Source organism: Streptomyces platensis, assembly GCF_008704855.1.
Taxonomy (GTDB): domain Bacteria; phylum Actinomycetota; class Actinomycetes; order Streptomycetales; family Streptomycetaceae; genus Streptomyces; species Streptomyces platensis.
Genome location: NZ_CP023691.1, coordinates 2,515,385 through 2,538,110, shown reverse-complemented (window position 1 = coordinate 2,538,110; position 22,726 = coordinate 2,515,385). Strand labels below are relative to the sequence as shown.

General features: G+C 74.0%; 19 protein-coding genes. 11 read left to right on the top strand and 8 right to left on the bottom strand.

What is annotated here, in order from left to right:
• Window positions 1-81: 81 nt before the first annotated feature.
• Both CP981_RS10985 and CP981_RS10980 read right to left on the bottom strand, forming a co-directional pair.
• Window positions 82-729 (bottom strand): LuxR C-terminal-related transcriptional regulator, encoded by a 648-nt coding sequence (locus CP981_RS10985; protein ID WP_085925339.1) that lies wholly within the window; start codon window positions 727-729, stop codon window positions 82-84.
• Window positions 720-1,979, bottom strand: a complete 1,260-nt coding sequence (locus CP981_RS10980) for a sensor histidine kinase (RefSeq protein ID WP_085925340.1) — start codon at window positions 1,977-1,979, stop codon at window positions 720-722. Before CP981_RS10980 ends, CP981_RS10985 begins: the two co-directional genes overlap by 10 nt.
• A 216-nt stretch (window positions 1,980-2,195) precedes the next feature.
• On the opposite strand from CP981_RS10980, the gene CP981_RS10975 reads away from it, so the two are divergent.
• Genes CP981_RS10975 through CP981_RS10965 form a run of 3 tightly spaced genes read left to right on the top strand, consistent with a single transcriptional unit; the run spans window position 2,196 to window position 4,571 of the window.
• A complete protein-coding gene (locus tag CP981_RS10975; protein ID WP_085925341.1) occupies window positions 2,196-2,987 on the top strand; it encodes a GNAT family N-acetyltransferase in 792 nt (263 codons plus the stop codon).
• Window positions 2,984-3,871, top strand: coding sequence for a lysophospholipid acyltransferase family protein (locus tag CP981_RS10970; RefSeq protein WP_085925342.1), 888 nt, complete (start codon window positions 2,984-2,986; stop codon window positions 3,869-3,871). The genes CP981_RS10975 and CP981_RS10970 overlap by 4 nt, the downstream gene beginning before the upstream one ends.
• A complete protein-coding gene (locus CP981_RS10965; RefSeq protein ID WP_085925343.1) occupies window positions 3,864-4,571 on the top strand; it encodes a DedA family protein in 708 nt (235 codons plus the stop codon). The genes CP981_RS10970 and CP981_RS10965 overlap by 8 nt, the downstream gene beginning before the upstream one ends.
• Window positions 4,572-4,578: 7 nt before the next feature.
• Here CP981_RS10965 and CP981_RS10960 read toward each other — a convergent pair whose 3' ends face one another.
• The 3 genes from CP981_RS10960 to glnII all read right to left on the bottom strand — a co-directional run bounded on the left by CP981_RS10960 (window position 4,579) and on the right by glnII (window position 7,477).
• A complete protein-coding gene (locus CP981_RS10960; protein WP_085925344.1) occupies window positions 4,579-5,208 on the bottom strand; it encodes a winged helix-turn-helix domain-containing protein in 630 nt (209 codons plus the stop codon).
• Between the two features lie 407 nt (window positions 5,209-5,615).
• A complete protein-coding gene (locus tag CP981_RS10955) occupies window positions 5,616-6,317 on the bottom strand; it encodes a rhomboid-like protein (RefSeq protein ID WP_244329613.1) in 702 nt (233 codons plus the stop codon).
• Between the two features lie 137 nt (window positions 6,318-6,454).
• Window positions 6,455-7,477, bottom strand: coding sequence for a glutamine synthetase GlnII (gene glnII / locus CP981_RS10950; RefSeq protein ID WP_085925345.1), 1,023 nt, complete (start codon window positions 7,475-7,477; stop codon window positions 6,455-6,457).
• Window positions 7,478-7,753: 276 nt separating this feature from the next.
• Here glnII and CP981_RS10945 point away from each other — a divergent pair, with 276 nt between their 5' ends.
• The 3 genes from CP981_RS10945 (at window position 7,754) to CP981_RS10935 (ending at window position 10,728) form a co-directional block, all read left to right on the top strand.
• Window positions 7,754-8,662, top strand: coding sequence for a Gfo/Idh/MocA family protein (locus CP981_RS10945; protein WP_085925346.1), 909 nt, complete (start codon window positions 7,754-7,756; stop codon window positions 8,660-8,662).
• Between the two features lie 92 nt (window positions 8,663-8,754).
• Window positions 8,755-10,329 (top strand): AMP-binding protein, encoded by a 1,575-nt coding sequence (locus tag CP981_RS10940; protein ID WP_085925347.1) that lies wholly within the window; start codon window positions 8,755-8,757, stop codon window positions 10,327-10,329.
• 126 nt (window positions 10,330-10,455) lie between these two features.
• Entirely contained in the window at window positions 10,456-10,728 is a 273-nt protein-coding gene (locus tag CP981_RS10935) for a hypothetical protein (RefSeq protein ID WP_085925348.1), read from the top strand.
• Between the two features lie 82 nt (window positions 10,729-10,810).
• On the opposite strand, the gene CP981_RS10930 is transcribed toward CP981_RS10935, so the two are convergent.
• Together CP981_RS10930 and CP981_RS10925 are read right to left on the bottom strand one after the other, a co-directional pair.
• Entirely contained in the window at window positions 10,811-11,377 is a 567-nt protein-coding gene (locus CP981_RS10930) for a PadR family transcriptional regulator (protein WP_085925349.1), read from the bottom strand.
• A 74-nt stretch (window positions 11,378-11,451) separates the two neighbouring features.
• A complete protein-coding gene (locus tag CP981_RS10925; RefSeq protein WP_085925350.1) occupies window positions 11,452-13,467 on the bottom strand; it encodes an NADPH-dependent 2,4-dienoyl-CoA reductase in 2,016 nt (671 codons plus the stop codon).
• A 152-nt stretch (window positions 13,468-13,619) separates the two neighbouring features.
• Between CP981_RS10925 and CP981_RS10920 the strand changes: the two genes are divergently transcribed.
• The 3 genes from CP981_RS10920 (at window position 13,620) to CP981_RS10910 (ending at window position 16,681) form a co-directional block, all read left to right on the top strand.
• Window positions 13,620-13,838, top strand: a complete 219-nt coding sequence (locus CP981_RS10920; RefSeq protein ID WP_143658889.1) for a hypothetical protein — start codon at window positions 13,620-13,622, stop codon at window positions 13,836-13,838.
• Window positions 13,835-14,704 (top strand): HalD/BesD family halogenase, encoded by an 870-nt coding sequence (locus tag CP981_RS10915; RefSeq protein ID WP_085925351.1) that lies wholly within the window; start codon window positions 13,835-13,837, stop codon window positions 14,702-14,704. The genes CP981_RS10920 and CP981_RS10915 overlap by 4 nt, the downstream gene beginning before the upstream one ends.
• A 162-nt stretch (window positions 14,705-14,866) precedes the next feature.
• Window positions 14,867-16,681 (top strand): choline/carnitine O-acyltransferase, encoded by a 1,815-nt coding sequence (locus CP981_RS10910; protein WP_085925352.1) that lies wholly within the window; start codon window positions 14,867-14,869, stop codon window positions 16,679-16,681.
• 30 nt (window positions 16,682-16,711) lie between these two features.
• Here the strand turns inward: CP981_RS10910 and CP981_RS10905 are convergent, their stop codons facing one another.
• A complete protein-coding gene (locus CP981_RS10905; RefSeq protein ID WP_085925353.1) occupies window positions 16,712-17,581 on the bottom strand; it encodes an Fpg/Nei family DNA glycosylase in 870 nt (289 codons plus the stop codon).
• Between the two features lie 279 nt (window positions 17,582-17,860).
• Here CP981_RS10905 and CP981_RS10900 point away from each other — a divergent pair, with 279 nt between their 5' ends.
• Together CP981_RS10900 and CP981_RS10895 are read left to right on the top strand one after the other, a co-directional pair.
• Complete coding sequence (locus CP981_RS10900; RefSeq protein ID WP_085925354.1) at window positions 17,861-20,197, top strand: protein kinase domain-containing protein; 2,337 nt, start codon at window positions 17,861-17,863, stop codon at window positions 20,195-20,197.
• A 2-nt stretch (window positions 20,198-20,199) separates the two neighbouring features.
• Window positions 20,200-22,713, top strand: a complete 2,514-nt coding sequence (locus CP981_RS10895; RefSeq protein WP_085925355.1) for a protein kinase domain-containing protein — start codon at window positions 20,200-20,202, stop codon at window positions 22,711-22,713.
• Window positions 22,714-22,726 lie beyond the last annotated feature (13 nt).

Below are 22,726 nucleotides of genomic sequence, written 5' to 3'. Positions count from 1 at the left end.
GCGTCGTGACGGTCGGCTCACGTGTGCCCCCAGTGCTCGGTGCTCACAACAGTCCCGTGCGGAGGGCACGCTAACGGTCGGTCAGCCGCGGTCCAAGTAGGCCAGCACCGCCAGCACCCGCCGGTTGTCGTCGTCCGACGGCGGCAGCTGGAGCTTGCCGAAGATGTTGGAGGTGTGCTTGGCGACCGCCCGCTCGGTGATGACCAGCCGGCTCGCTATCGCCGTATTGGAGCGGCCCTGCGCCACCAGCTCCATCACCTCGACCTCGCGCGGGGTCAGCCGCGCCATCGGCCGGTCCCGGGCCCGCCGCGACAGCAGCTGCGAGATGACCTGCGGGTCCATCGCCGTACCGCCCGCCGCCACCCGGCGCACCGCGTCGATGAACTGCTCGGCGTCGAAGACCCGGTCCTTGAGCAGATACCCCACCCCGCCACTGCCGTCCGCCAGCAACTCCCGGGCGTAGAGCTGCTCCACGTGCTGGGAGAGCACCAGCACCGGCAGTCCCGGCCGGTCCCTGCGGGCGGCCAGCGCGCACTGCAACCCCTCGTCGGTGAACGACGGCGGCAGCCGTACGTCGACCACCGCGACATCCGGCCGCTGCTCGGCGAGCGCCCGGGTCAGCTCGGGGCCGCTCTCCACCGCAGCGACGACCTCGAAGTCGTACGCCTCCAGCATCCGGACCAGCCCGTCCCGCAGCAGGAAGAGGTCTTCGGCGAGCACTACGCGCACGGAATCTCCATGGTGACCAGTGTCGGGCCGCCCGCGGGAGAGCTGACGGCGAGGGTGCCGTCGAAGGTACCGAGCCGGCGTTCGATACCGCGCAGCCCGGTGCCTCCCCCAGGCGGCGGGCCCGTCGGGGCGAAGCCCCGGCCGTTGTCCGAGACCGTGATCCGGAGACGGCCGTCGGCATGGCGGAGGCCGACGGCTATCCGGTCGGCGCCCGAATGTTTCGCGGCGTTCGTCAGGACCTCACTGACCGCGAAGTACGCCGCCGACTCCACCGGCGCCGCCAGCCGCCCCGGCAGCGCCACCGCCACCTCGACGGGGATCTCCATCCGCAGCGCCAGCGCCCGTACGGCATCGCCCAGTCCGCGTTCGGCCAGCACCGGCGGATGGATGCCGCGGACCAGGTCACGCAGCTCGGTCAGCGCCTCGGCGGAGGACTGGCGGGCCCGCGCCAGCAGCTCCTTGGCCTGCGCCGGGTCCTTCTCCACCAGCGCCTCGATGGTGCCGAGACTCATGCCCATGGCCACCAGCCGCGCCTGGGCGCCGTCGTGCAGATCGCGCTCGATCCGGCGCAGTTCGGCGGCCGAGGCGTCCACCGCGTCGTACCGGGTCTCGGTCAGCCGCGCCACCCGCTCGGCCAGCTCGGCCCGGGGCGGCGTCAGGAACACCGCCGCGAGCAGGAAATGTGCCCGGATCAGGGCAGGGTTGGCGTACCGGGCGAGCAGGAGAAAACCGGCGCCGAGCACTGGCAGGGTGAACAGCAGCCACGGATGCTCCGCGGGCAGCGAGCCCAGGCCGAGGACGTAACCCCCGATACCCGTCAGCCCCTCCAGAACCGGCAGCAGCACGAACCCCACGCCGTAGCCGACCAGCGACGGCGGCAGCAGCACCAGCGCCAGGCCCACCGACGCGTCCACCGGCAGCCACAGCAGCTCCCGCCAGGTCGCCGGATCCCCCAGCAGGACCGCACACCGCCGCGCCTGGCTCACCGGCCCGTGGCCCAGACCGGCGGGGAACGGGCGGTAGTCCGCGGGAATCCGCACCCCGGCCAGGTCGTACCCCCACACCCGGCGCAGCTGGGCGTACCGCCGGGCCCAGAACAGCACCACCGGCGTGGTGAGGACGCCCACCCCGACGACGATCAGCGCCAGCGACACCACGGCCAGCACGAACAGCGTGACCGACCCCAGCTCCACGGCCGGCGCGAGCCCCAGGCCCCGGACCGCGGCGACCAGTGTTCTGCGGACCCTCATCCGTTCGCTCCCTGGGCTTCACGCGCCCGGCCGTCGGACACGGGAACAGTCTGCCGCGTAGAGAAGGGCCAGGTCATGGGGTTACGTCCCCGGCCGGGGTGTACCCGGCACCACCCGTGGAGCGGCGCACCGTCCGCCCCGCACGGCCCCACCGGCCCCCGCTGTCTCCACCGCCCGCCGACTCACCAGCCTCCCCCCTCCCCAAGGAGAGCTCTCATGAGCATGGCACCGACCGCGTCCGCCGCCGTCCCCCGCACCGCGCCCACCACCGCACCGGCGGCCGCCCCCGCCGAACCCGGCTACACCGCGGAGATCGCCGACACCCGCGCACAGATCCGTGCCGCACAACGTCTGCGCCACCAGGTCTTCGCCGAGGAGATGGGCGCGACCCTGCACTCCCCGCTGGCCGGCCATGACATCGACCACGTCGACGACCTCACCGACCACCTCATCGTCACCCACGACGCCACCGGCGACGTGGTCGGCACCTACCGGCTGCTGCCGCCCGGCCGCAGCCCGCGGCTGTACTCCGACGGCGAGTTCGACCTCGGCGCCCTGGCGGAGCTGCGCTCCTCCCTCATCGAGGCCGGCCGCTCCTGTGTGCACCCGGCCCACCGCAACGGCGCGGTCATGACCCAGATGTGGGCCGCCCTCGCCCGCTACACCCTGCTCTCCGGCCACCGTTACCTCGCCGGCTGCGCCTCCGTCCCGCTCGCCGACGGCGGCACCGCCGCCGCCCACGCCTGGGAGCTGGGCCGGACCCGCTACGCCGCCCCGCCCGAGCTCCAGGTCACCCCGCACCACCCCTGGCACACCACCCTCCCCGTCCCCGAGCGCCCCGCCCTCGCCCAGCTGCCGCCGCTGCTCCGCGGCTATCTGCGGATCGGCGCCGTCATCTGCGGCGCGCCCGCCCACGACCCCGAGTTCGACGTCGCCGATTTCTTCGTCGTCCTGGACATGGAGCGGCTGGGCGACCGCTACCGGCGCTACTTCCTGGGGGAACGGTGAACGGCCCCTGGGACGTCCACTCCGACTGCACCCCCGACTGCGCAGCGCACGCCCTGCCGCGGGTACCGGCGACCCGGATCGCCCGGCGCGGCGCCGCGTTCGCCCGCACCGTGCGGCGGGCGCTGACGGACGGCGAGCGGATGGCCGAGCCGGGCCGGCTGCGGACCCATGCCCGCGCGCTGCTCGACGCGCTGGACATCCCGGTCGAGGGCGCGGCCGCGCTCACCGGCGGGGGCGCCACCGGCACCCTCGTCGTCGTCAACCACATCTCCTGGCTCGACATCCTCGCCCTGCTCGCCGTCGAACCGGTCACCCTGCTCGCCAAGCGCGAGGTCGGCGGCTGGCCGGTCGTCGGCGGCCTGGCCCGCCGGGCCGGTACGTACTTCATCGACCGCACCCACCCCCGGCGGCTGCCGCACACCGTGCGGGAGGTGTCCGAACTGCTCGCCGCCGGACGGTCGGTGGCGGTCTTCCCGCAGGCCACCACCTGGTGCACCGCCGAGGCGGGCACCTTCCGCCGGGCCACCTTCCAGGCCGCCATCGACGCGGGCGCGCCGGTCCGCCCGGTGACCCTGGACTACCGCCAGCAGGGCCTGCCCAGCACGGTCGCCGCGTTCTGCGGGGAGGACACCTTCGCGGGCTCGCTGCGCCGGGTGCTCGCCGCCCGTGCCCTGACCGTACGCGTCACCGCGCATCCGGTGCTGTGGCCGCTCGACGGGGGCCTGGACCGGCGGGAGCTGGCGGCGCTGGCGGCCCGGGCCGCGCTGGGCGGGCGCCCGGTGACGGCGGTGACGGGCGGCGGCGCGGCCCGCCCGGCCGCCGTACTCCGGCCCGCCGCTCCGGTGCCGCACGCCCCGCCGCGGGACACCCCGGCCCATGTTTGAGCAGCTGGACCAGCTCACCGCGTCCCTTCAGGGCATGCTCGGCTCGCCCTGGCTGTGGCTGGTCATCCTGCTGGTGTCCGGGCTCGACGCGCTGCTGCCGTTCACGCCGAGCGAGACCACCGTCGTCCTGGTCGCCGTGCTCATCGGCCCCGACCCGGCGCTGCTCGCCCTGCTGGCGGGCGTCGCGGCGGCCGGGGCGCTGGCGGGGGACTGTCTCGGCTACGCCGTGGGACGGTACGCGGGCCCGCGCGCGAGCGCCCGGCTGCTGCGCGGTGAGCGGGGCCGGGCCCGGCACCTGCGGGCCCGCGCCCGGGTCGAACGGCACGCCGCACTGCTCATCGTCGCCGGCCGCTTCCTGCCCGGTGGCCGGGTGGTCGCCGCCCTGTCCACCGGGAGCCTCCGCTTCCCGCTGCGCCGCTTCGTGGCGCTGGACGCGGTGGGCGCGGGTCTGTGGGCGGTGTCCAGCGCGGCGCTCGGCGGGCTGGGCGGTGCGGCGCTCACCGACTCCCCGGCCAAGGGCGTGCTGCTGGTCTCCGGCATCGGGCTGGTGGCGGCGGTCTGCGTGGGCTGTTGGCACCGGTGGGGCGGCCCGGCGGACCGGGAGACGCCGCAGCGGTGCGGTCCCCGTGCGGGAGCGGCACCCGGCCGGGAGGGGGAGCGGATCCCCGCCCGGCCGGGCCTGCGGCAGGAGGGCTTCTGACCCGGCCTCAGATGCTCGGCACGTACTTGTAGCCGACCCGCCGCACCGTCACGATCGACGACCGGTGTGCGGCGCCCAGCTTGCGGCGCAGCCGGGCGACATGGACATCGACGGTGCGGCCGTCGCCGACATGCCCGTAGCCCCACACCGTGGTCACCAGCTGGTCGCGGGTGTGTACCCGGTGCGGATGCGCGACCAGATGGGCCAGCAGCTCGAATTCGAGGTAGGTCAGGTCCAGCGGCCGGCCCTGGACCTGCGCGGTGCGCTGTTCGGGGTCGATCCGCACGATCGCGTCACCGGTCGGCGCGGGCGCCTCGGGCCGGGCGGCCGGCGGCGGGGCGGTGGCGGCGGCCTGTTCGGCCGGTACGAGGACGAGATAGCCGACCATCGGCGGCCGGCCGGGCAGCGCGGGCAGGCTGTGCTGGGGCGCCGGCAGCCAGGTCGCCCCGGAGTTCAGCAGCTCGGCGACCGACACGGCACCCGGGGACGGAGCGCCGTCGGCCGGGGCGGTGGCGGGTGCGGGGAGGGCCTCGTCGGGTGTCACGGCGCGCAGCCGGTGACGGTGGGCGTGCGCCGCGGAGGCGGCGGGAAGCGGGGCGGTCGCGGAACCGGCGGTCAGGGTACGGAGGTTCGTCATCAGGAGTCAGCTTCTTTCGCGCGGCGGGGCGTCGGGGACGTCATGCGCGCGGGCAGGGCGGCGGACGCCGGTCAGCGGCGTCGGAGAGGTGTGTGCGGGCCCGCGCTCAGTGCGCGCGGCAACACAGACGGTCGAAGGCGTGCGCCTGCCGGGACGGCCAGAACGGCTCCAGGTCGCTGCGACCTGTCGCGGTGTCGGTGAGGCTGGCCATGGCCCTATTGAACCAGACGGTCGGTGATCTGTCCCCGGTGCGCGGCGCCCGGTGACGGGATCCCGCCGCGCCGGACCCGCCCGCACGCCGGGACCGGCGACGCCCCGGCCCCGACTCGGCTTGTCCGCACCGGAGTTGGCGACCGCGCGGCGGGAAGGTCCATGGCCGGAACCCGCCGCGCGACGCCCTGCCCGCGCTATCCCTGCTGCGTCCCCGCTCCGCCTCCGCCCGTGGCTCGTCGCATCCCCGCGCCCATCGCCACCCCGAGTGCCAGCGCCGCCAGATGCCCGGCGTCGGTGAATGTGCGCCCCCGGCGCAGCACGGGAGCGGTCGCCAGCGCCAGCAGTCCGCCGGTGGCCGCCGCCCGGATGCCGCGGTGCGGGACGGTGGCGGCGAGGGCGCCCACCGTGGCGTTGAAGCCGTAACTGGCCCCGACGTCGAGGGCCTGTGCGGTGGCGTCCGGCGGGGTGTCCCCCGTGGGCCCGTGGGCGGGGCGGCCGTGCTCCCGGGCCCGCAGGCCCCCGTAGACCAGCAGGCTGGCCCCGATGTGACCGGCCAGGAACACCCCCGCCGCGCGCCCGGTGCCCCAGCGCGCCTCGGCGGTACCGAGGGCGGCGAGCAGCGCGGCACCGTACGGCAGCGGCAGCGGATGTTCGACGAACGCCGCGCTGGTGACCAGCGTCCGCCACCGCCCGGCCCGCAGGTTGGCGACATTGGTGGAGTGCGCGCGCAGCAGCTCGGTGCGCCGCGGGCCGGGCAGCCGCGCGGTGGCGTACGCACCGAGCTGTATGCCGCCGACATACAGCGGCGTGGCCCAGGGCACGGCGGTGCGCCGGAGGCGGGTCAGGATCTCTGGCCGGCTGTGGCCCGGCCCGGTCCCGGCGTTGATCGTAGGCATGCCCTCAGCCTGCCAGCAGCCACGGACGAACGGCCTGGACCTGCCGTGTCCGGCGGCAACGGGACCCCACCGCCCCGGACATGCGGAGGGGCCGGACCCGTCCGGTCCGGCCCCGCTCACCCGCTCACCCGGAGGCGTCAGACCTGCATGCGCCGCGCCAGCTCGGTGCAGCAGGTGTCGACCATCAGCCGGGTGACGACATACGGGTCGACGTTGGCGTTCGGCCGCCGGTCCTCGATGTAGCCCTTCTTCTCGACCTCGACCTGCCAGGGGATACGCACCGAGGCGCCACGGTCCGAGGCGCCGTAGGAGTACGCGTCCCACGGGGCGGTCTCGTGCGCGCCCGTCAGCCGCTCCTCGATGCCGGTGCCGTACTGGCGGACGTGCTCCAGCGGCTTGCCGTCCTGGCCCAGCGCCTCGCAGGCGGTGATGATCGCGTCGTAGCCCTCGCGCATCGCCCGGGTGGAGAAGTTGGTGTGCGCGCCCGCGCCGTTCCAGTCGCCCTTGGCCGGCTTGGCCTCCAGCGAGGCGGTCACGCCGTAGTCCTCCGCGACGCGGTGCAGCAGCCAGCGCGCCACCCACATGTGGTCCGAGACCTCCAGCGCGGGCAGCGCGCCGACCTGGAACTCCCACTGGCCGGGCATGACCTCGGCGTTGATGCCGGACAGGCCCAGCCCCGCCGCCAGGCACAGGTCGAGGTGCTTCTCGACGATCTCCCGGCCGAAGATCGCGTCCGCGCCCACGCCGCAGTAGTAGTCGGCCTGCGGGGCCGGGTAGCCGCCGCCCTCGGGGAAGCCGAGCGGACGGTCACCCTTGAGGAAGGTGTACTCCTGCTCGATGCCGAAGATGGCTTCCTGGTCCGCGAACTTCTCCGCGACCGGACGCAGCAGCGCACGGGTGTTGGAGGGGTGCGGGGTGAGGTCGGTGTGCAGCACCTCGCACAGCACCAGCAGGTGGTCGCCGCCGCGGATCGGGTCCGGGCAGCTGAAGACCGGCTCCAGTACGAGGTCCGACGCGTGGCCCTCGGCCTGGTTGGTGCTGGACCCGTCGAAGCCCCACCGGGGCAGCTTGCTGCCGTCGGTCAGAATCCTGGTCTTCGAGCGGAGCTTGGCGGTCGGCTGGGTGCCGTCGATCCAGATGTACTCGGCCTTGATGCTCACGGGGTCCTCTTCACGGTCGGTGCGGGTACGGTGCGGGCGTACCGGAGCACTCTCGCAACGCGCCATTTCTCGTCCGTTGCTCGTTTGTGAACCGCAGGTTACCTAGCCGGACATCCAGGCTTTTCCAAGGTTTTCTTCGCTGGTCGCCTGGGATTGTTGCCTTGGCGTGCCTGGCTTCTCGCTGATTCGATGTGACGGAGACCTCAGGCGGGTGCGGCCCGCGGCACGGCCCGCGAAATCGGCGTCCCGCCCCGCGCCCCACGGGACACTGGCCCCATGACGACCCTGCGCATCGGACTCCTCGGCACCGGCCCCTGGGCACGGCGGGTCCACGCCCCCGCCCTCGCCGCGCACCCCGGCGTCGAGCTCACCGGTATCTGGGGGCGCCGGCCGGAGGCCGCCGCGGCGCTGGCCCAGGTCCACCACACCCGCCCGTACGACGGGCCCGATGAGCTGTTCGCGGCCTGTGACGCCGTCGCGATCGCGCTGCCGCCGGCCGTCCAGGCCCCGCTGGCGGTCCGCGCCGCCGAGGCCGGCCGCCACCTCCTCCTGGACAAGCCGGTCGCCACCTCCGTGCCCGAGGCCCGCGCGCTGGCCGCGGCAGCCGACCGCGCGGGGGTCGCCTCGGTGGTCTTCTTCACCGCGCGCTTCGGGGAGCAGGAGGGGGAGTGGATCGCCGCCCAGGCCGCGGCCGGCGGCTGGTTCACCGCGCACGCCGACTGGCTCGGCTCGGTCTTCGCCGAGGACAGCTCCAGCCCGTACGCCGCCTCGCCCTGGCGCCGCACGAAGGGTGGGCTGTGGGACGTCGGCCCGCACGCGCTGTCGGTGCTGCTGCCGGTCCTCGGGGACGTGGAGGCGGTCACCGCCACCCGGGGCCCGGCCGACACGGTGCTGCTGACGATGCGTCACAGCAGCGGGGCGGCCAGTACGGCGACGGTCGGCCTGGCCGCCCCCGCCGCGGCCGCCGGCGTCGAGATCACCCTCCGCGGCACCGCCGGAATCACCACCCTGCCCCGCCGCCTGGACGGCCCCGAACCGGCCTACCACCGCGCCGTCGACGCCCTGCTCGCCGCCGCCGCGACCGGGCTGCCGAACGCCTGCGATGTCCACTTCGGCCTCCGGGTCACCGAAATCCTGGCGGCGGCCGAGGAGACGCTGAGCCCGCTGATGCCTCTGGAGGCATGACCACATGGCGGAATTGGTCGTGGAGGGCATCAGCGGCGGTCCGTAGCGTCAGGGCCGTCAGCTGTCCGCACCGGCCCAGGGAGCCCCACGCCATGACGCCCGCCACCGGCTTCACCAGCTATACCGATGTGCTGCTCGCCGCCCTCGCCCGCGACCGGTCCCGGCCCGTCCTGACCACGGACGACGGCGACGAGGTCACCGCCAGCGCCCTGTACGACACCGTGCACCGCATGGCGGCCGTGCTCGCCGACCGCGGCATCGGCCACGGACGGACCGTCAGCCTCCTCAGCGGCAACCGCCCCGAGGTGCTCGCCGCCCGTTACGCTGCCAACCATCTCGGCGCCCGCGTGGTCTTCCTCTACGACGGGATGGCCGCCGAGACCCTGGCCCGGATCGCCGAGAGCGCGGAGACCGCCCTGCTCCTCGTCGACCCGGCCCTGCACGGCACCGCACGGGCGCTGCTTCAGCACACCCGCGGCCCCGCGCCCGACGTGCTGACCCTGGGCCCGGCGCCCGCGGCCGCCGGCCCGGCCGCCGACCTGGTCCCCGACCTGCTGGCCGCCTGCGCCGCCCTGCCCGCCACGCCCGAGGTGCCGCGCGGCGCCGTCGGGCCCGAGGACGACTGGTGCATCCGGCACACCGGTGGCACGACCGGCGTCCCCAAGGGCGTGCGGATGCCGCACGCCCCGTACGCCGGGATGCTCCTCCATCACCGCATGGAAGGCGCCGGCGATCCGCCCCGCTTCCTCGCCTGCACCCCGCTCGCCCATCTCGCGGGTGTCCTCACCGATGCCACCCTCGCGGCCGGCGGCACCGTCGTCCTGCACCGCGCCTTCGACCCCGCGGCCGTCCTCGCCGCCGTCGCCCGCGACCGCATCACCCACCTGTGGCTGCTGCCCCCGCTCCTCTACCGCCTGCTCGACGCCCCCGCGCTGCCCGCCACCGACCTCAGCTCCCTCACCCGCATCACCTATGGCGGCTGCGCGGCCTCGGCCTCCCGGCTGGCGCGGGCCGCCGAGGTCTTCGGGCCGGTGCTGTACGGGGTGTACGGCATGTCCGAGGCGATGACGATCAGCGAGGCCCGTCCGGAGGACCATCGCGCCGCCGGACCCGGCGGCCGGATCACCGCCGGCCGCGCACTGCCCGGCGTCACGCTCGCCATCCGGGACGCGGACGGGCGGGAGCTGCCGGCGGGGGAGCGGGGCGAGGTCCACGTACGCTCCGCCGGTGTGATGACCGGCTACTGGAAGCAGCCGGAGCTGACCGCGCAGGTGCTGCCCGGCGACGGCTGGCTGCGCACCGGCGACGTCGGCATCCTGGACGACGACGGCCGGCTCTACCTCGTCGACCGGGTCAAGGACCTGATCATCGTCGTCGGCGGCCATGTCCACCCGGCGGAGGTCGAGGAGCTGCTGCACACCCACCCGGCGGTCGCCCACTGCGCCGTCTACGGGGTGCGCGGGCCGGACGAGACCGAGGAGGTGCATGCCGCGGTCGTCCCCGCCCCGGGTCACCGTGTGGACCCTGCTGCCCTGCGGGCCTTCGTCATCGAACACCAGGGGGCCCTGTACGCCCCGGCCGCGGTCCATCTCGTCGACGCCATCCCGCTCACACCCGTCGGCAAGCCGGACAAAACGCGGCTGCGTGCCATGGCCGCCGCGGCCTGACCCGGGGCGCGCGCGAGGGCCGTTCTCCGGCCGTCAAATCCCCTCTGGCCAGGGGATTTTGTCAGTGGTGGCCAGTAGAATGGGAACCAGTCAGTGAGGGTTCATCCACGCTCCAGGAGGTCGCCGATGGCCGCTGCCACACTCATGACGAAGCCTCTCCCGGCCCACCCACTGCCCAGGAAGCCGCTGCCCGCCGGATGGCCGCGCGAGCGGTACGAATCGCACAACCGCCGCCTGAAGGCCATGCGGCTGGCCATCGCCCTGCTCGACACCGGCGTCTACCGCCCCGAGCAGGCCCACAACCGCAAGATCCGCAGCACCGCGGCCGACATAGGGGTGCACGCCCCGTCCGACACGACCTGCCGTCTGGTGCGCGCCCTGATCTACGACAACTGCTGACGGCACCCGGCGCATCAACAGGGCGGCCGGCCCCGGGACTTCCCCCGGGGCCGGCCGCCCCACGCCGTGCCCGTGGTGCGGTTCAGCCGGCCGCGCCGCCCCCCGGGGCCGTCGCGCCGTCCATGTCCGTCACCTCGGCCAGCGCCTCCGCCAGCCACTCCACCCAGAAGGTCTCCAGCCCGATCCCGGCCCGCAGCACCAGCCGCCGCAACCGGTCCTCCGGGTCCGCCGCCGCCCCGAAGTCGCGGTCCTCGATCTCCTGGTACTCCGCCAACTGCCGCCGGTGCAGCGTCAGATGACGCCGCAGCTCCTCGTCGAGCCCGGCCCGCCCCACCACCGCCGAGGCCCGCAGCCGCAGCAGCAGCGCGTCCCGGATGGGCTTGGACTCCTGCTCACCGGAGGCCCAGCGGGTCAGCTCGGCCCGGCCCGCGGGCAGCACCTCGAACTCCTTCTTCTGCCCCCGCGACGGCTGCTCGCTCGGCAGCGCCCGGATGAACCCGGCCTGCTCCAGCTTGCCCAGCTCGCGATAGATCTGCTGATGGGTGGCCGACCAGAAGTAGCCGATCGACCGGTCGAACCTGCGGGTCAGCGCCAGCCCCGACGACGGCTTCTCCAGCAGGGCGGTGAGGATCGCGTGCGGCAGTGACATGAGGGAATCCTAGGTCGCGGCGGCCGGGGCGTGGCGGGCCGCGCGGGCCCGCCGCCCCCGGCCGCCGCCGCAGCTCACAGGGTCGCCGCGAGCTCCGTGCCCTGCTTGATGGCGCGCTTGGCGTCCAGCTCCGCGGCCACGTCCGCACCGCCGATCAGATGCACGCTGCGTCCCTCGGCCCGCAGCTCCTCGTACAGGTCCCGGCGCGGCTCCTGCCCGGTGCACAGCACGATGGTGTCCACGGGGAGCGTGGTGGCCGTGCCGTCGACCGTGAGGTGCAGGCCCTCGTCGTCGATCCGCTCGTACGCCGCCCCGGCGACGCTGGTCACGCCCCGGTGCCGCAGCTCCGCGCGGTGGATCCAGCCGGTGGTCTTGCCGAGTCCGGCGCCGACCTTCGACGTCTTGCGCTGGAGCAGATGCACCTGCCGCGGGGCCTTGGGGCGCTCGGGTGCGCGCAGCCCGCCGCGGTCGCCGTAGCCGGTGTCGACGCCCCAGGCGCGGAAGTAGGCCTCCGGGTCCTGGCTCGCCGCGTCGCCCGCGTCGGTGAGGAACTCCGCGACATCGAAGCCGATGCCGCCGGCCCCGATGATCGCCACGCGTTCACCGACCGGCGCCCCGTCCCGCAGCACATCGAGGTAGCTGACGACGCTCGGGTGGTCGATGCCCTCGATCTCCGGGGTGCGCGGGGTGACGCCGGTGGCGACCACGACCTCGTCGTACGCCCCGAGGTCCGCGGCCGTGACCGGGGAATTCAGCCGCACGTCCACGCCCAGGCTGTCGAGCTGGTGGCGGAAGTAGCGCAGGGTCTCCTCGAACTCCTCCTTGCCCGGTATCCGCTTGGCGATGTTCAGCTGCCCGCCGATCTCGGCGGCGGCGTCGAAGAGGGTGACCGCATGGCCGCGCTCGGCCGCGGACACGGCGCAGGCGAGTCCGGCGGGACCGGCGCCGACCACGGCGAGCCGCTTGCGCCGCCGGGTGGGGGAGAGCACCAGCTCGGTCTCGTGGCAGGCCTGCGGGTTGACCAGACAGGACGTGATCTTCCCGCTGAAGGTGTGGTCGAGGCAGGCCTGGTTGCAGCCGATGCAGGTGTTGATCGCCTCGGCCCGGCCGTCCCGCGCCTTGGCGACGAAGTCCGGGTCGGCGAGGAAGGGCCGGGCCAGCGACACCATGTCGGCGCGCCCGTCGGCGAGCAACTCCTCGGCGACCTCGGGGGTGTTGATGCGGTTGCTGGTCACCAGCGGGATGGTCACCGAGCCCATCAGCCGCTTCGTCACCCAGGTGTAGGCGCCGCGCGGCACCGAGGTCACGATGGTGGGGATACGGGCCTCGTGCCAGCCGATACCGGTGTTGATGATCGTGGCCCCCGCCGCCTCGATCTCCTTGGCGAGGGTGACCACCTCCTCCAGCGTGGAACCGCCCGGGACCAGGTCCAGCATGGAGAGCCGGTAGATCAGGATGAAGTCGGTGCCGACCCGCTCCCGGGTGCGGCGGACGATCTCCAGCGGGAAGCGCATCCGGTTCTCGTACGAGCCGCCCCACCGGTCCGTGCGCTGGTTCGTCGCGCCGACGATGAACTCATTGATCAGATAGCCCTCGGAGCCCATGATCTCGACACCGTCGTACCCGGCGGACTGGGCCAGCTCCGCCGCCCGCACATAGTCCTCGATGGTCTGCTCGACCTCGTCGTCGGTGAGCGCATGCGGCGGGAAGGGGCTGATGGGCGCCTGGAGTGCGCTCGGTGCGACCAGATCGGCGTGGTACGCGTACCGCCCGAAGTGCAGGATCTGCATCGCGATCCGCCCGCCCGCGGCGTGCACCGCCTCGGTCACGGTCCGGTGCTGCGCGGCCTCCGCCTCGGTGGTGAGCTTGGCCCCGCCCTCGTACGGCCGGCCCGCGTCGTTCGGCGCGATACCGCCGGTCACCATCAGGCCGACGCCGCCGCGCGCGCGGGCGGCGTAGAAGGCGGCCATCCGCGCGAAGCCGTTCTCGGCCTCCTCCAGCCCGATGTGCATCGACCCCATCAGCACCCGGTTGGGCAGGGTGGTGAACCCGAGGTCGAGGGGGCTCATCAGGTGGGGGTACTGGCTCATGGGGGCCTCCAGGCGCGGTGGTCGTGGCTGTAGTTGTAGACCAGCCCGCGCGCGTTATGCAACAAGTTGCAAAAAACGTGACGCAGACTACTCCGCCGCACGCCAAGGCGCCCGGCTCCGCACCGCACGGCGCGCAGTTACGGGGTCGCGCAGTGCGACGTGTCACAGACAACCCGGCGACGCTGTGGGAGCTTCAACTGTGCTGCTCCTCGGTGGAGTTGCTGCAAGAGGAGTTGCCGAAGAGCCGGGGGCGCGACCTACGGCGCGCGGACCGCGGGGGCTGCCTGGAGGGGGGGTCCGCAGCGGGCCGCGCGGCCGCGGGCGGCATCCGGCTCACGACGGTCTGCCCGCATGTGGAGAGGATCGAATGAGCACTGCGCAAGCCCTCACGCTCGACCAGGTGGTCGACACCGCCCGGTACCCCCTGCCGGAACCCGACAGTGCCGGGGCCCAGGCCGTGATCTCCCGGGCCCGGCACGAACTCCGAACGCTCGGCTGCACCGTGCTGCCGGACTTCGTCCGCCCGGCGCTCCGCGCGGCGCTGGAGCAGGAGTGCGCCGCCATCGCCCCGCAGGCGCACTTCGACGTCGAGACGGTCAACGTCTACAACATCGCGGTGGACGAGGAGCTGCCGGCCGGCCACCCCGGCCGGCGGACCTTCCAGCGGGGCAACGCCTTCGTCCCGCGGGACCGGGTGCCGGCGGAGTCCCTGATCAGCCGGCTCTACTCCGACCCGGTGTTCCAGGACTTCCTGGCCCGCTGCTTCGGACTGCCGCGGCTGCACGAGCTGGCGGACCCGCTCTCCGGGCTGGTGCTCAATGTCGTGGCCCCGGGCATGGAGCACCCCTGGCACTTCGACACCAACGAGTTCACCGTCAGCATGCTCACCCGGCAGGCGCAGGACGGCGGTGTCTTCGAGTACTGCCCGAACATCCGGTCCGCGCACGACGAGTGCTTCGACGACGTCCGGGACGTCCTGGACGGCCGGGGCGAGCGGCTGATCCGCCGCCTGCCGCTGCACCCCGGCGACCTCCAGCTGTTCAGGGGCCGCTACTCGCTCCACCGGGTGAGCCCGGTGCGCGGCGAGACCGCGCGCCACTCCGCGATCTTCGCCTACAGCGAGCGGCCCGGCGTCATCGGAAGCGTGGCCCGCACCCGGCAGCTCTTCGGCCGGGTCCTGCCCGCCCACACCGCGGCCGAGGGCCGGGCCGTCCGGGGCGACCGGCTGCTGGACTAGCGGCGGCCCGGATGCCGCGCCGTACGTGTGCCGCCCCTGATCCCCGCACCATGGGGTGACGGACACGGTGGGTGACGGCGCGACCATGGATGAGTGACAGCACAGGTCCCCACGAGCCGAATCGAGAGAGCAGAATTGAATAACCGTCAGGAAAGGGCCGCCATGACGACTTTTGCCCAGGAGGACAGCCTCCCCCGGGTGCCGCTGCCCACGCTGGAAGCGAGCTGCGAGAGGTTCCTCGCCTGGTGCGCGCCGCTGCTGACCGACGACCGGCGGGCGGAGACCGAGGCGGAGGTGGCCGCCTTCCTCCGCCCCGGCGGCCCCGGCCGGGTGCTTCAGGCGGCGCTGGAGGAGTACGACGCCACGGAGGGCGTCCACAGCTGGCTCGACACCTTCTGGCCGTACCGCTATCTGGGCCGCCGGGACCGGATCGCGCTCAACGCCAACTTCTTCTTCCTGTTCCGCGACCCCGCCCCCGGGCAGCCGCAGTCGCAGGTGGAGCGGGCGGCCGGGCTCATCGCCGGCGCCGTCGGCTACAAGCGCCGGCTCGACCAGGAGGCCATCCCTCCGGTGGTGCAGCGGGGCGTGCCCCAGTCGATGGTGCAGAACCGGTTCCTGTTCTCCGCCACCCGGATCCCCGGGACGGAACAGGACACCGTCCGCAGCCCCTACACCGACGCCTGGCCCGGCCCGTCCGAGGCCCGGCACATCGTGGTGTTCCACCGCGGCAACCTGTTCCGGATGGAGGTGCTCGGCGCGGACGGGGTCCCGCACAGCCTGGACGACCTCGAAGCGGGCCTGCGCGCCGTACAGAAGGCCGGTGCCGAACCGGCCGCGGCCGGCACCTCGGTCGGCCACCTCACCACCATGGCGCGCGCCGAGTGGGCCGCCGCCCGGGAGTCCCTGCGCGCCCACCACCCCCGCAACGCCGACGCCCTGGACGACATCGAGACCGCGCTGTTCTGCGTCTGCCTGGAGGACGCCGCCCCCGCGGACGTCCAGGAGGCCTGCGACCGGCTGCTGTACGGCGACGGCGGCAACCGCTGGTTCGACAAGGCCGTCTCCCTGATCGTCTTCGCCGACGGCCGGGCGGGCATCAACGTGGAGCACTGCGAGCTGGACGGAACCACCATCCTCAGCTTCACCGACGCCCTGCTCAGCGCCCCGGCCGAGGAACACTCCGCCCGGTCCGGCGCCCGCTCCCAGGGGCTCCCGTCCCTGGAGCCGGTCCTCTTCGAGCTGGACGACGCCCTCCGGGCGCAGGTGCGCGACGCCGCCGAGGCCTTCGCGGAGTACGGGGCGAACACCGCCACCCGCACCGTCTCCTTCGACGACTTCGGCAGCACCACCGCCAAGGCGCTGGGCGCCTCACCGGACGCCTTCGTCCAGCTCGCCTACCAGCTCGCCCATCAGCGGGCCAAGGGACACCTCGGCGCCACCTACGAATCGATCGCCACCCGCCAGTGGCGGCGCGGCCGGACCGAGGCGATGCGCGTCGTCACCCCGGAGATCCAGGCGTTCGTGGCCGCGATGGAGGACCCGGCGGCCTCGCCGGACGACCGCCGGGCCGCGTTCCGGGCCGCCGCCGGCAAGCATGTGGCGCGCGCCAAGGAGTGCCAGGCCGGCCAAGCCCCCGAGCAGCACCTGTGGGAGCTGGAGCTGATCCAGCGGCGGCGCGGCGCGGAACTCGGCGTCACCGAGCAGCCCGCCCTCTACCGCAGTCCGGGCTGGCTGACGATGCGGGACGACTACCTGAGCACCAGCTCCGCCCCGTCCGAGAACATCCAGTACTTCGGCTTCGGCTCCACCAGCAGCCGCTGTATCGGCGTCGCCTACGTCCTGCTGCCCGACCGCTTCCACCTCTACCTGAGCACCCCCCGGGCGGTGGCCGGCCCGATGGAGGCCTTCGCCGACCGGCTCCGCGAGGCGGTGGCCGAACTCCGGGAGCTGCTGGCGTCCGGCCGGTCCGCGGACTGACCGTCCCGGGCGGGCCGGCGGCCGTCCCCGCTACTTCAGCAGCCGGGACAGCCGCCGGTCCGCCAGGGGCCTGCCGCCCGTCTGGCAGGTGGGGCAGTACTGGAGCGCCGAATCGCTGAACGACACCTCGCGCACCGTGTCCCCGCAGACCGGGCACGGCTCCCCCTTCCGCCCGTGCACCCGCAGCCCGCTCTTCTTCTCCGCCTTGAGGTCCTTCAGGGCCAGTCCGCGGGACCGCTCGACCGCCTCCGTGAGCGTGCTCCCGACCGCCGCGTACAGCCGCTCCACCTCCTCCCCGGAGAGCGTCGCGGCCAGTTTGAACGGCGACATCCGGGCCATGTGCAGAATCTCGTCCGAGTAGGCGTTGCCGATTCCCGCCAGCACGCGCTGATCGCGGAGCACGCCCTTGATCTGCCGGCGCTCGCCCTCCAGCAGCGCACGGAAGGCGGCCAGGGTGAAGTCCTCGCCGAGCGGATCGGGCCCGAGCCGCGCCACTCCCGGCACCTCCTGCGGATCCCGTACGACATGCACGGCGAGGTGTTTCTGACTCCCCGCCTCGGTCACATCGAACCCCGCGCCGTCGTCCGGATCGGCGAGCCGCACCCGGAGCGCCAGCGGCCCTTTCCCGGGCCGCGGCGGCACCGCCGGCAGGGTGTCGTTCCACCGCACCCACCCCGCCCTGGCCAGGTGCAGCACCAGATGCAGCGCCCCCACCCGGAGATCCAGGAACTTCCCGTGGCGGGTCACCCCCTCGCACGCACCCCCTTCGAGCGCGGTGACCGGCGGGTCATAGGTCTTCAGCGCATGCACGGCCACGGGATACACCCGGCCGACGGCCCGGCCGGCCAGACGGTCGGCGAGGAACTGGGCGAGTGACTCAACTTCCGGCAATTCAGGCATAACGCCAGTCTGCCCGGAGGGTGTGAGCGGCGCGTGCCGGCGGGGCGGCCGGGCGGTCCGGAGCCGAGTCGGGAGCCGAGTCCGGGGCCGAGTCCGGGGCCGAGTCCGGGGCCGGCCCGTCAATCCCGGTCAGCGGGGGCGAGGCGCCGCCGCGCCGGCGAGGCGCCGACCCCAACAGCCGTCACGCCAGGGCATGTTGGGGGGAGCGGTTGATCGGAACCGGGGTGGCTGCCCACGGCTCCGGCAGTAGCCTGTGGGGGCTCATTGAAGGGGGATGCGATGAAGCAGCTCGAGGCCGCGGACCCACGGCAGATCGGGCCCTACACACTCCTGGGCCGGCTGGGCGCGGGCGGGATGGGGGCGGTGTACCTCGGCCGGGCCCGGGGCCGCACGGTCGCGGTGAAGGTGGTGCGGCCGGACCTGGCACGGGACGACGCGTTCCGGGACCGCTTCCAGCGCGAGGTCGAGGCGGCCCGCCTGGTGTCCGGGGCCTTCACGGCGCCGGTCGTGGACGCCGATACCCGGGACCGGATCCCCTGGATGGCGACCGCCTTCGTCGTCGGCGTCTCGCTGGACCAGGCGGTCAGCACCCGGGGCCCGCTGCCCGAGGACGCGCTGTGGGCGCTGACCGCCGGGGTGGCGGAGGCGCTGGCCAGCGTGCACGACGCCCGGCTGATCCACCGGGACCTGAAACCGGCGAACGTCCTGCTGGCGCTGGACGGGCCGCGCGTCATCGACTTCGGCATCGCGCGGGCCGTCGACGGCACCGCGCTGACCTCCACCGGCGCGATCATCGGCTCGGCCCCGTACATGTCGCCGGAGCAGGCGGTGGGGGAGGCGCTCACCTCGGCCAGCGACATGTTCTCGCTGGGCTCGGCGATCGCCTTCGCGGCGGGCGGGGACAGCCTGTTCGGCGCGGGCGCGGCCGCCGGCGTCCTCTTCCGCATCGTGCACACCGAACCCGATCTCGGCGCGGTCCCGGCCGGACTGCGGGACCTGATCGCGTCCTGTCTCGCCAAGAACCCCGACGACCGGCCGACCCCGCGCCAGGTGTCCGAGTTCGTCGAGCGGGAGGGCCACCCCATCCCGTCCGGCGGCTGGCTCCCGGAGGCGGTCGCCGCCGACATCATCGCCGTCCGCGCCGTCATGACGACACTGCCCGAACCCCCGCCGACCCGGCCGTTCACCCAGGTGGCGCCGGTCCTCGGCAGCGCGGTCGCGGTTTCCGGGGCGGCGGAGCCCCTCCCGGCGGCGTCGGACGGTGCGGGTCCGGGCCGCCCGGAGTCCGGCCGCCCGGAGCCGGGTGATGCGGTCGCGGGCCGCCCGGAGCCGGACCGCCCCGGCCCGGACCGCCCCGGCCCGGACCGCCCCTGGACGAGCCGCAGAAAGCTGATCCTCGGGCTGGCCGGCGGCACGCTCGCGGTGGCCGGAGGCGGGACCTGGCTGGCCCTGGGCGGTACGGGGCAGGCCGGCGGCGGGTCCGGCCGCCCCCGCCCCTCCGGCGACGACGTCCCCGAAGCGACCCTGGCCTGGAAGGACAAACAGTCCGCGACCTGCCCCCAGGTGCTCTCGTCCCACGGCGTGGTGGCCTGCCCCTCCCTCGAACGGGTCCTGGGGCTCGACGACGAGGGCAATACGAAGTGGACCGTGAACGGCGCCGACCACGGCATCGCCTTCTCGGTCCAGGGCTCGCTGCCGAACGTCATCGCCGCCGTGGACGGCGATCACCTGTACGTGGCCGGGATGTCGATGAAGTCGACGGCCATGCAGAGCGCCGTACTCGCGATCGACCTCGCCAACGGGAAGGCCGCCTGGACGGCCACGCTGGACCGGCCGCACACCCGGGGCGTGCTCCGCTTCTGCGGCATCCTGGACGGCACGGCGTATCTGATCGGCTGGGGGGACGGCAAGGACCACGGCCCGACCCCCGCGGGCTACCACGTCTGGGCGCTGGACCTCGCCTCCCGCACAACCTCCTGGTTATACGGCGAGGACACCGACCTCATCGTCTCGGCCCTGCCGCAGCGCGGTGACCACACCCTGTTCGCGGGCACCACCCGGCTGCGGGCGCTCGACGCCGACGGCAAGGTCGCCTGGGCGAAGAAGGCGGAGCCGCACACCGTCGACGCCGCCGGGCGGAACTTCGTCCTCGTCGACGGCGGCAGCCGGATGTCGGCACTGGACCCGGCGACCGGCAAGAGCCTGTGGTCGGTGCCGGACGCCGTCCCGGCATCCCTCCGGGGCGACGGCATCGCCGCCGACAAGGACGGGAAGATCCTCTACGCCCTCTGGCAGGACAAGGACCACGGCTACTCCCTGGGTGCCCTGGACAGCGGCACCGGCCGGACGCGATGGAAGGCGCCGCTCCCCGCCGACTCCAAGGACTCCCGGCCCTTCGGCGCCCGTCTGCTGTGCGCCGACGGAAACCTGTACCGGATGGGTGCGGACTCCGTCGTCTGGGCATGTGACCCCTCGAACGGCAAGCCCCGCTGGAAGTACACCGGCATGAAGGGAACCGATCCCACGAAACTGGCGTGGACAGCCGGTGACGGGCGACTCTGCCTCTCGGACCCGACGGCCACGACGGTCGCCGCACTCCACGCGAACGGAGCCTGAAAATGGAGCCGTTGGACCCCTCGGACCCGCCCCGGGTCGGCCCCTACACACTGCTGGGCCGCCTGGGATCGGGCGGGATGGGCTCGGTCTACCTCGGGCGCTCGGCCGGCGGCCGCACGGTCGCGGTGAAACTGATCCGCCCGGAACTGGCCGGCGACGCCGGATTCCGTGCCCGGTTCCGCGCCGAGGTGTCCGCGGCGCGGGCCGCGTCCGGCGCCTTCACCGCCGCGGTGGTCGACGCGGACCCGGACGCCGCCGTGCCGTGGATGGCGACGGCCTTCGTACCGGGCATCTCCCTGCACCGCGCGGTGACGCTCGGCGGCCCGCTGCCGGAGACCGCGCTGCGCGCCCTGACGGCCGGTATCGCCGAGGCGCTGGTGAACATCCACGCCGCCCGGCTGACGCACCGGGACCTGAAACCCGCGAATGTCCTGCTGGCCCTCGACGGGCCGTACGTCATCGACTTCGGCATCGCCCGGGCCGCCGAGGGCACGGCGCTGACCACCACCGGCGTGGTCCTCGGCACGCCCGCGTACATGTCGCCCGAGCAGGGAAACGGGGAACCGCTCTCCTCGGCGAGCGATATGTTCTCGCTCGGCGCCACCCTGGTCTTCGCCGCGTCCGGGGCGAGCCCGTTCGGCGAGGGCCGGGTCCCGGACGTCCTGAAACGGGTGGTGTTCGACGAGCCCGACCTGTCCACGGTCCCGGACGGCCTGCGGCTGATGGTCGCGGCCTGTCTCGCGAAGGACGCCGCCGACCGGCCGACGCCACGTCAGGTCATCGAATTCATCGAACGGGACGCGGAGTCGGCGGCACCGGGCGCCTGGCTGCCGCCGGTCCTGATCGCCGCGATCGAAGAGGCCGCCGCGGTCATGGCACCGGCCCGGCCGCCCGCCGTCGGCCCGACCCGGCGCATGCCCGCCCTCCCCGACGCCGCGGACGCCGGGTCGACAGCGGCCACCCAACTCCTGCCCGCCCCGCCCGACGCCGCACCGACAGCAGCCACCCAACTCCTGCCCGGCCCCGCCTCCCCGCTCGCCGGGCAGCCGCCCGCGCCGGGCACCCCGCACCCCCCGTACGGGCCGGTGCCGGACTTCCCGGACACGTCCCCGGCCCCCACGCCCCTCCTCGGCCGCCGCAAGCTCCTCCTCGGCCTGGCCGGCGGAACCGTCGCCCTGGCCGGCGGCGGCACCACCCTCGCCCTGTCGCTCCGGGACACCCGCACCGGAGACAAGGCGTCCTCCCCCTCCCTCAAGAACCCCGCACGTTCGCTCGCCACCCGCACCGTCGCCACCCCGCGGTGGACGGCCCCCCTCACCGAACCCCTGACCCAGGTAACGGGCGCGGACGGGACGGTCGTCGCGGTCAGCGGCAAGCACCTCTGGGCCTTCGACCGCGCGGGCCGCCCCCGGTGGGGGCCGCTGGCCAACCTCTCGGCCGTGCCGGCCCTCGGCGGTATGGGCGGCCGCCCCGTCGTCGCCGGCCACGGCAGGGCGTTCGCGGTCGGACAGACGAAGATGCCGGGCCGGTCGAGCTGGGTGCCGGAACCGGCCACGGTGCTGCGGGCCGTGGACCTCGACACCGGCAAGGTCGCCTGGACCCTCGGCAGCCCGAAGACCGGCGTGGCCACCGCCTGGGTGCCGGGAATGCTCGACGACACGGTCTACGTCACCGGCACGATGTCCAAGAGCCTCCTGTCCGACGACATGACGAAGCTCCGCTCCGAACTCTCGAAGCTGAGCTCCGACCCGTCGAAGGGGGCGGGGCTGTTCGCCACGAAGAGCTTCATCTGGGCCGTGGACCCGGCCACCGGAAAGCTCCGCTGGGAGAACACCTTCAAGAACACGACCATGGGCCAGGTCTCGCTCAAGGTCCCGTCGTCCGGTACCCACCTGCTGTGGACCACCAGCAACCCCGACCGGAGCGCCCCGAAACTCGCCGGACTGGACGTCCACGCCCGCGGCAAAATTCAGTGGCAGCAGCCCGCCCCGGGCGGCGGCCAGACCTCCGGCCACGAGAGCGACTTCTTCACCGTCTCCTGGCACGACGGCCCCCACTGCTCCGCCGGCGGCAACTTCCTCTACCTGGGCGACCGCCTCTACGCCGTCGACGCGACGAACGGCCAGAAGGCATGGCAGTCGCCCGACCGCGTGACCATCCACGCCATGGCAGCCTCCCCCGACGGCTCCACCGTCTACGCCGCCGGCCCCGACTTCCAGGGCCACGTCATCCTTCACGCCTTCGACGCCAAAACCGGCGCCATCCAGTGGGCCGGCTCCCTCCCCATGCTCAACACCGGAATCCTCGCCCTCCAGCCCACCACCGACACCACCTACCTCTGGGCCCGATCCCAACTCTGGGCCCTGGACCCCGAAACCGGAAAAGCCCGCTGGAGCTACGAATTCGCCGGCAGCACCACCTCCTGGACCTCCCCCGTAGCCTTCTGGGCCGACAACGACCACGCATACGGCCCCACGGAGAAGGGGCTCACGGCGATTGCGGCCGGGGGGAAGTGAACGCGTCGGCACA

Coding starts and splice junctions, on each gene's coding strand:
- CP981_RS10980 (WP_085925340.1), bottom strand. CDS start 1,979: ATGAGGGTCCGCAGAACACTGGTCGCCGCGGTCCGGGGCCTGGGGCTC.
- CP981_RS10975 (WP_085925341.1), top strand. CDS start 2,196: ATGAGCATGGCACCGACCGCGTCCGCCGCCGTCCCCCGCACCGCGCCC.
- CP981_RS10965 (WP_085925343.1), top strand. CDS start 3,864: ATGTTTGAGCAGCTGGACCAGCTCACCGCGTCCCTTCAGGGCATGCTC.
- CP981_RS10960 (WP_085925344.1), bottom strand. CDS start 5,208: ATGACGAACCTCCGTACCCTGACCGCCGGTTCCGCGACCGCCCCGCTT.
- CP981_RS10955 (WP_244329613.1), bottom strand. CDS start 6,317: ATGCCTACGATCAACGCCGGGACCGGGCCGGGCCACAGCCGGCCAGAG.
- CP981_RS10945 (WP_085925346.1), top strand. CDS start 7,754: ATGACGACCCTGCGCATCGGACTCCTCGGCACCGGCCCCTGGGCACGG.
- CP981_RS10940 (WP_085925347.1), top strand. CDS start 8,755: ATGACGCCCGCCACCGGCTTCACCAGCTATACCGATGTGCTGCTCGCC.
- CP981_RS10935 (WP_085925348.1), top strand. CDS start 10,456: ATGGCCGCTGCCACACTCATGACGAAGCCTCTCCCGGCCCACCCACTG.
- CP981_RS10930 (WP_085925349.1), bottom strand. CDS start 11,377: ATGTCACTGCCGCACGCGATCCTCACCGCCCTGCTGGAGAAGCCGTCG.
- CP981_RS10925 (WP_085925350.1), bottom strand. CDS start 13,467: ATGAGCCAGTACCCCCACCTGATGAGCCCCCTCGACCTCGGGTTCACC.
- CP981_RS10915 (WP_085925351.1), top strand. CDS start 13,835: ATGAGCACTGCGCAAGCCCTCACGCTCGACCAGGTGGTCGACACCGCC.
- CP981_RS10910 (WP_085925352.1), top strand. CDS start 14,867: ATGACGACTTTTGCCCAGGAGGACAGCCTCCCCCGGGTGCCGCTGCCC.
- CP981_RS10905 (WP_085925353.1), bottom strand. CDS start 17,581: ATGCCTGAATTGCCGGAAGTTGAGTCACTCGCCCAGTTCCTCGCCGAC.
- CP981_RS10900 (WP_085925354.1), top strand. CDS start 17,861: ATGAAGCAGCTCGAGGCCGCGGACCCACGGCAGATCGGGCCCTACACA.
- CP981_RS10895 (WP_085925355.1), top strand. CDS start 20,200: ATGGAGCCGTTGGACCCCTCGGACCCGCCCCGGGTCGGCCCCTACACA.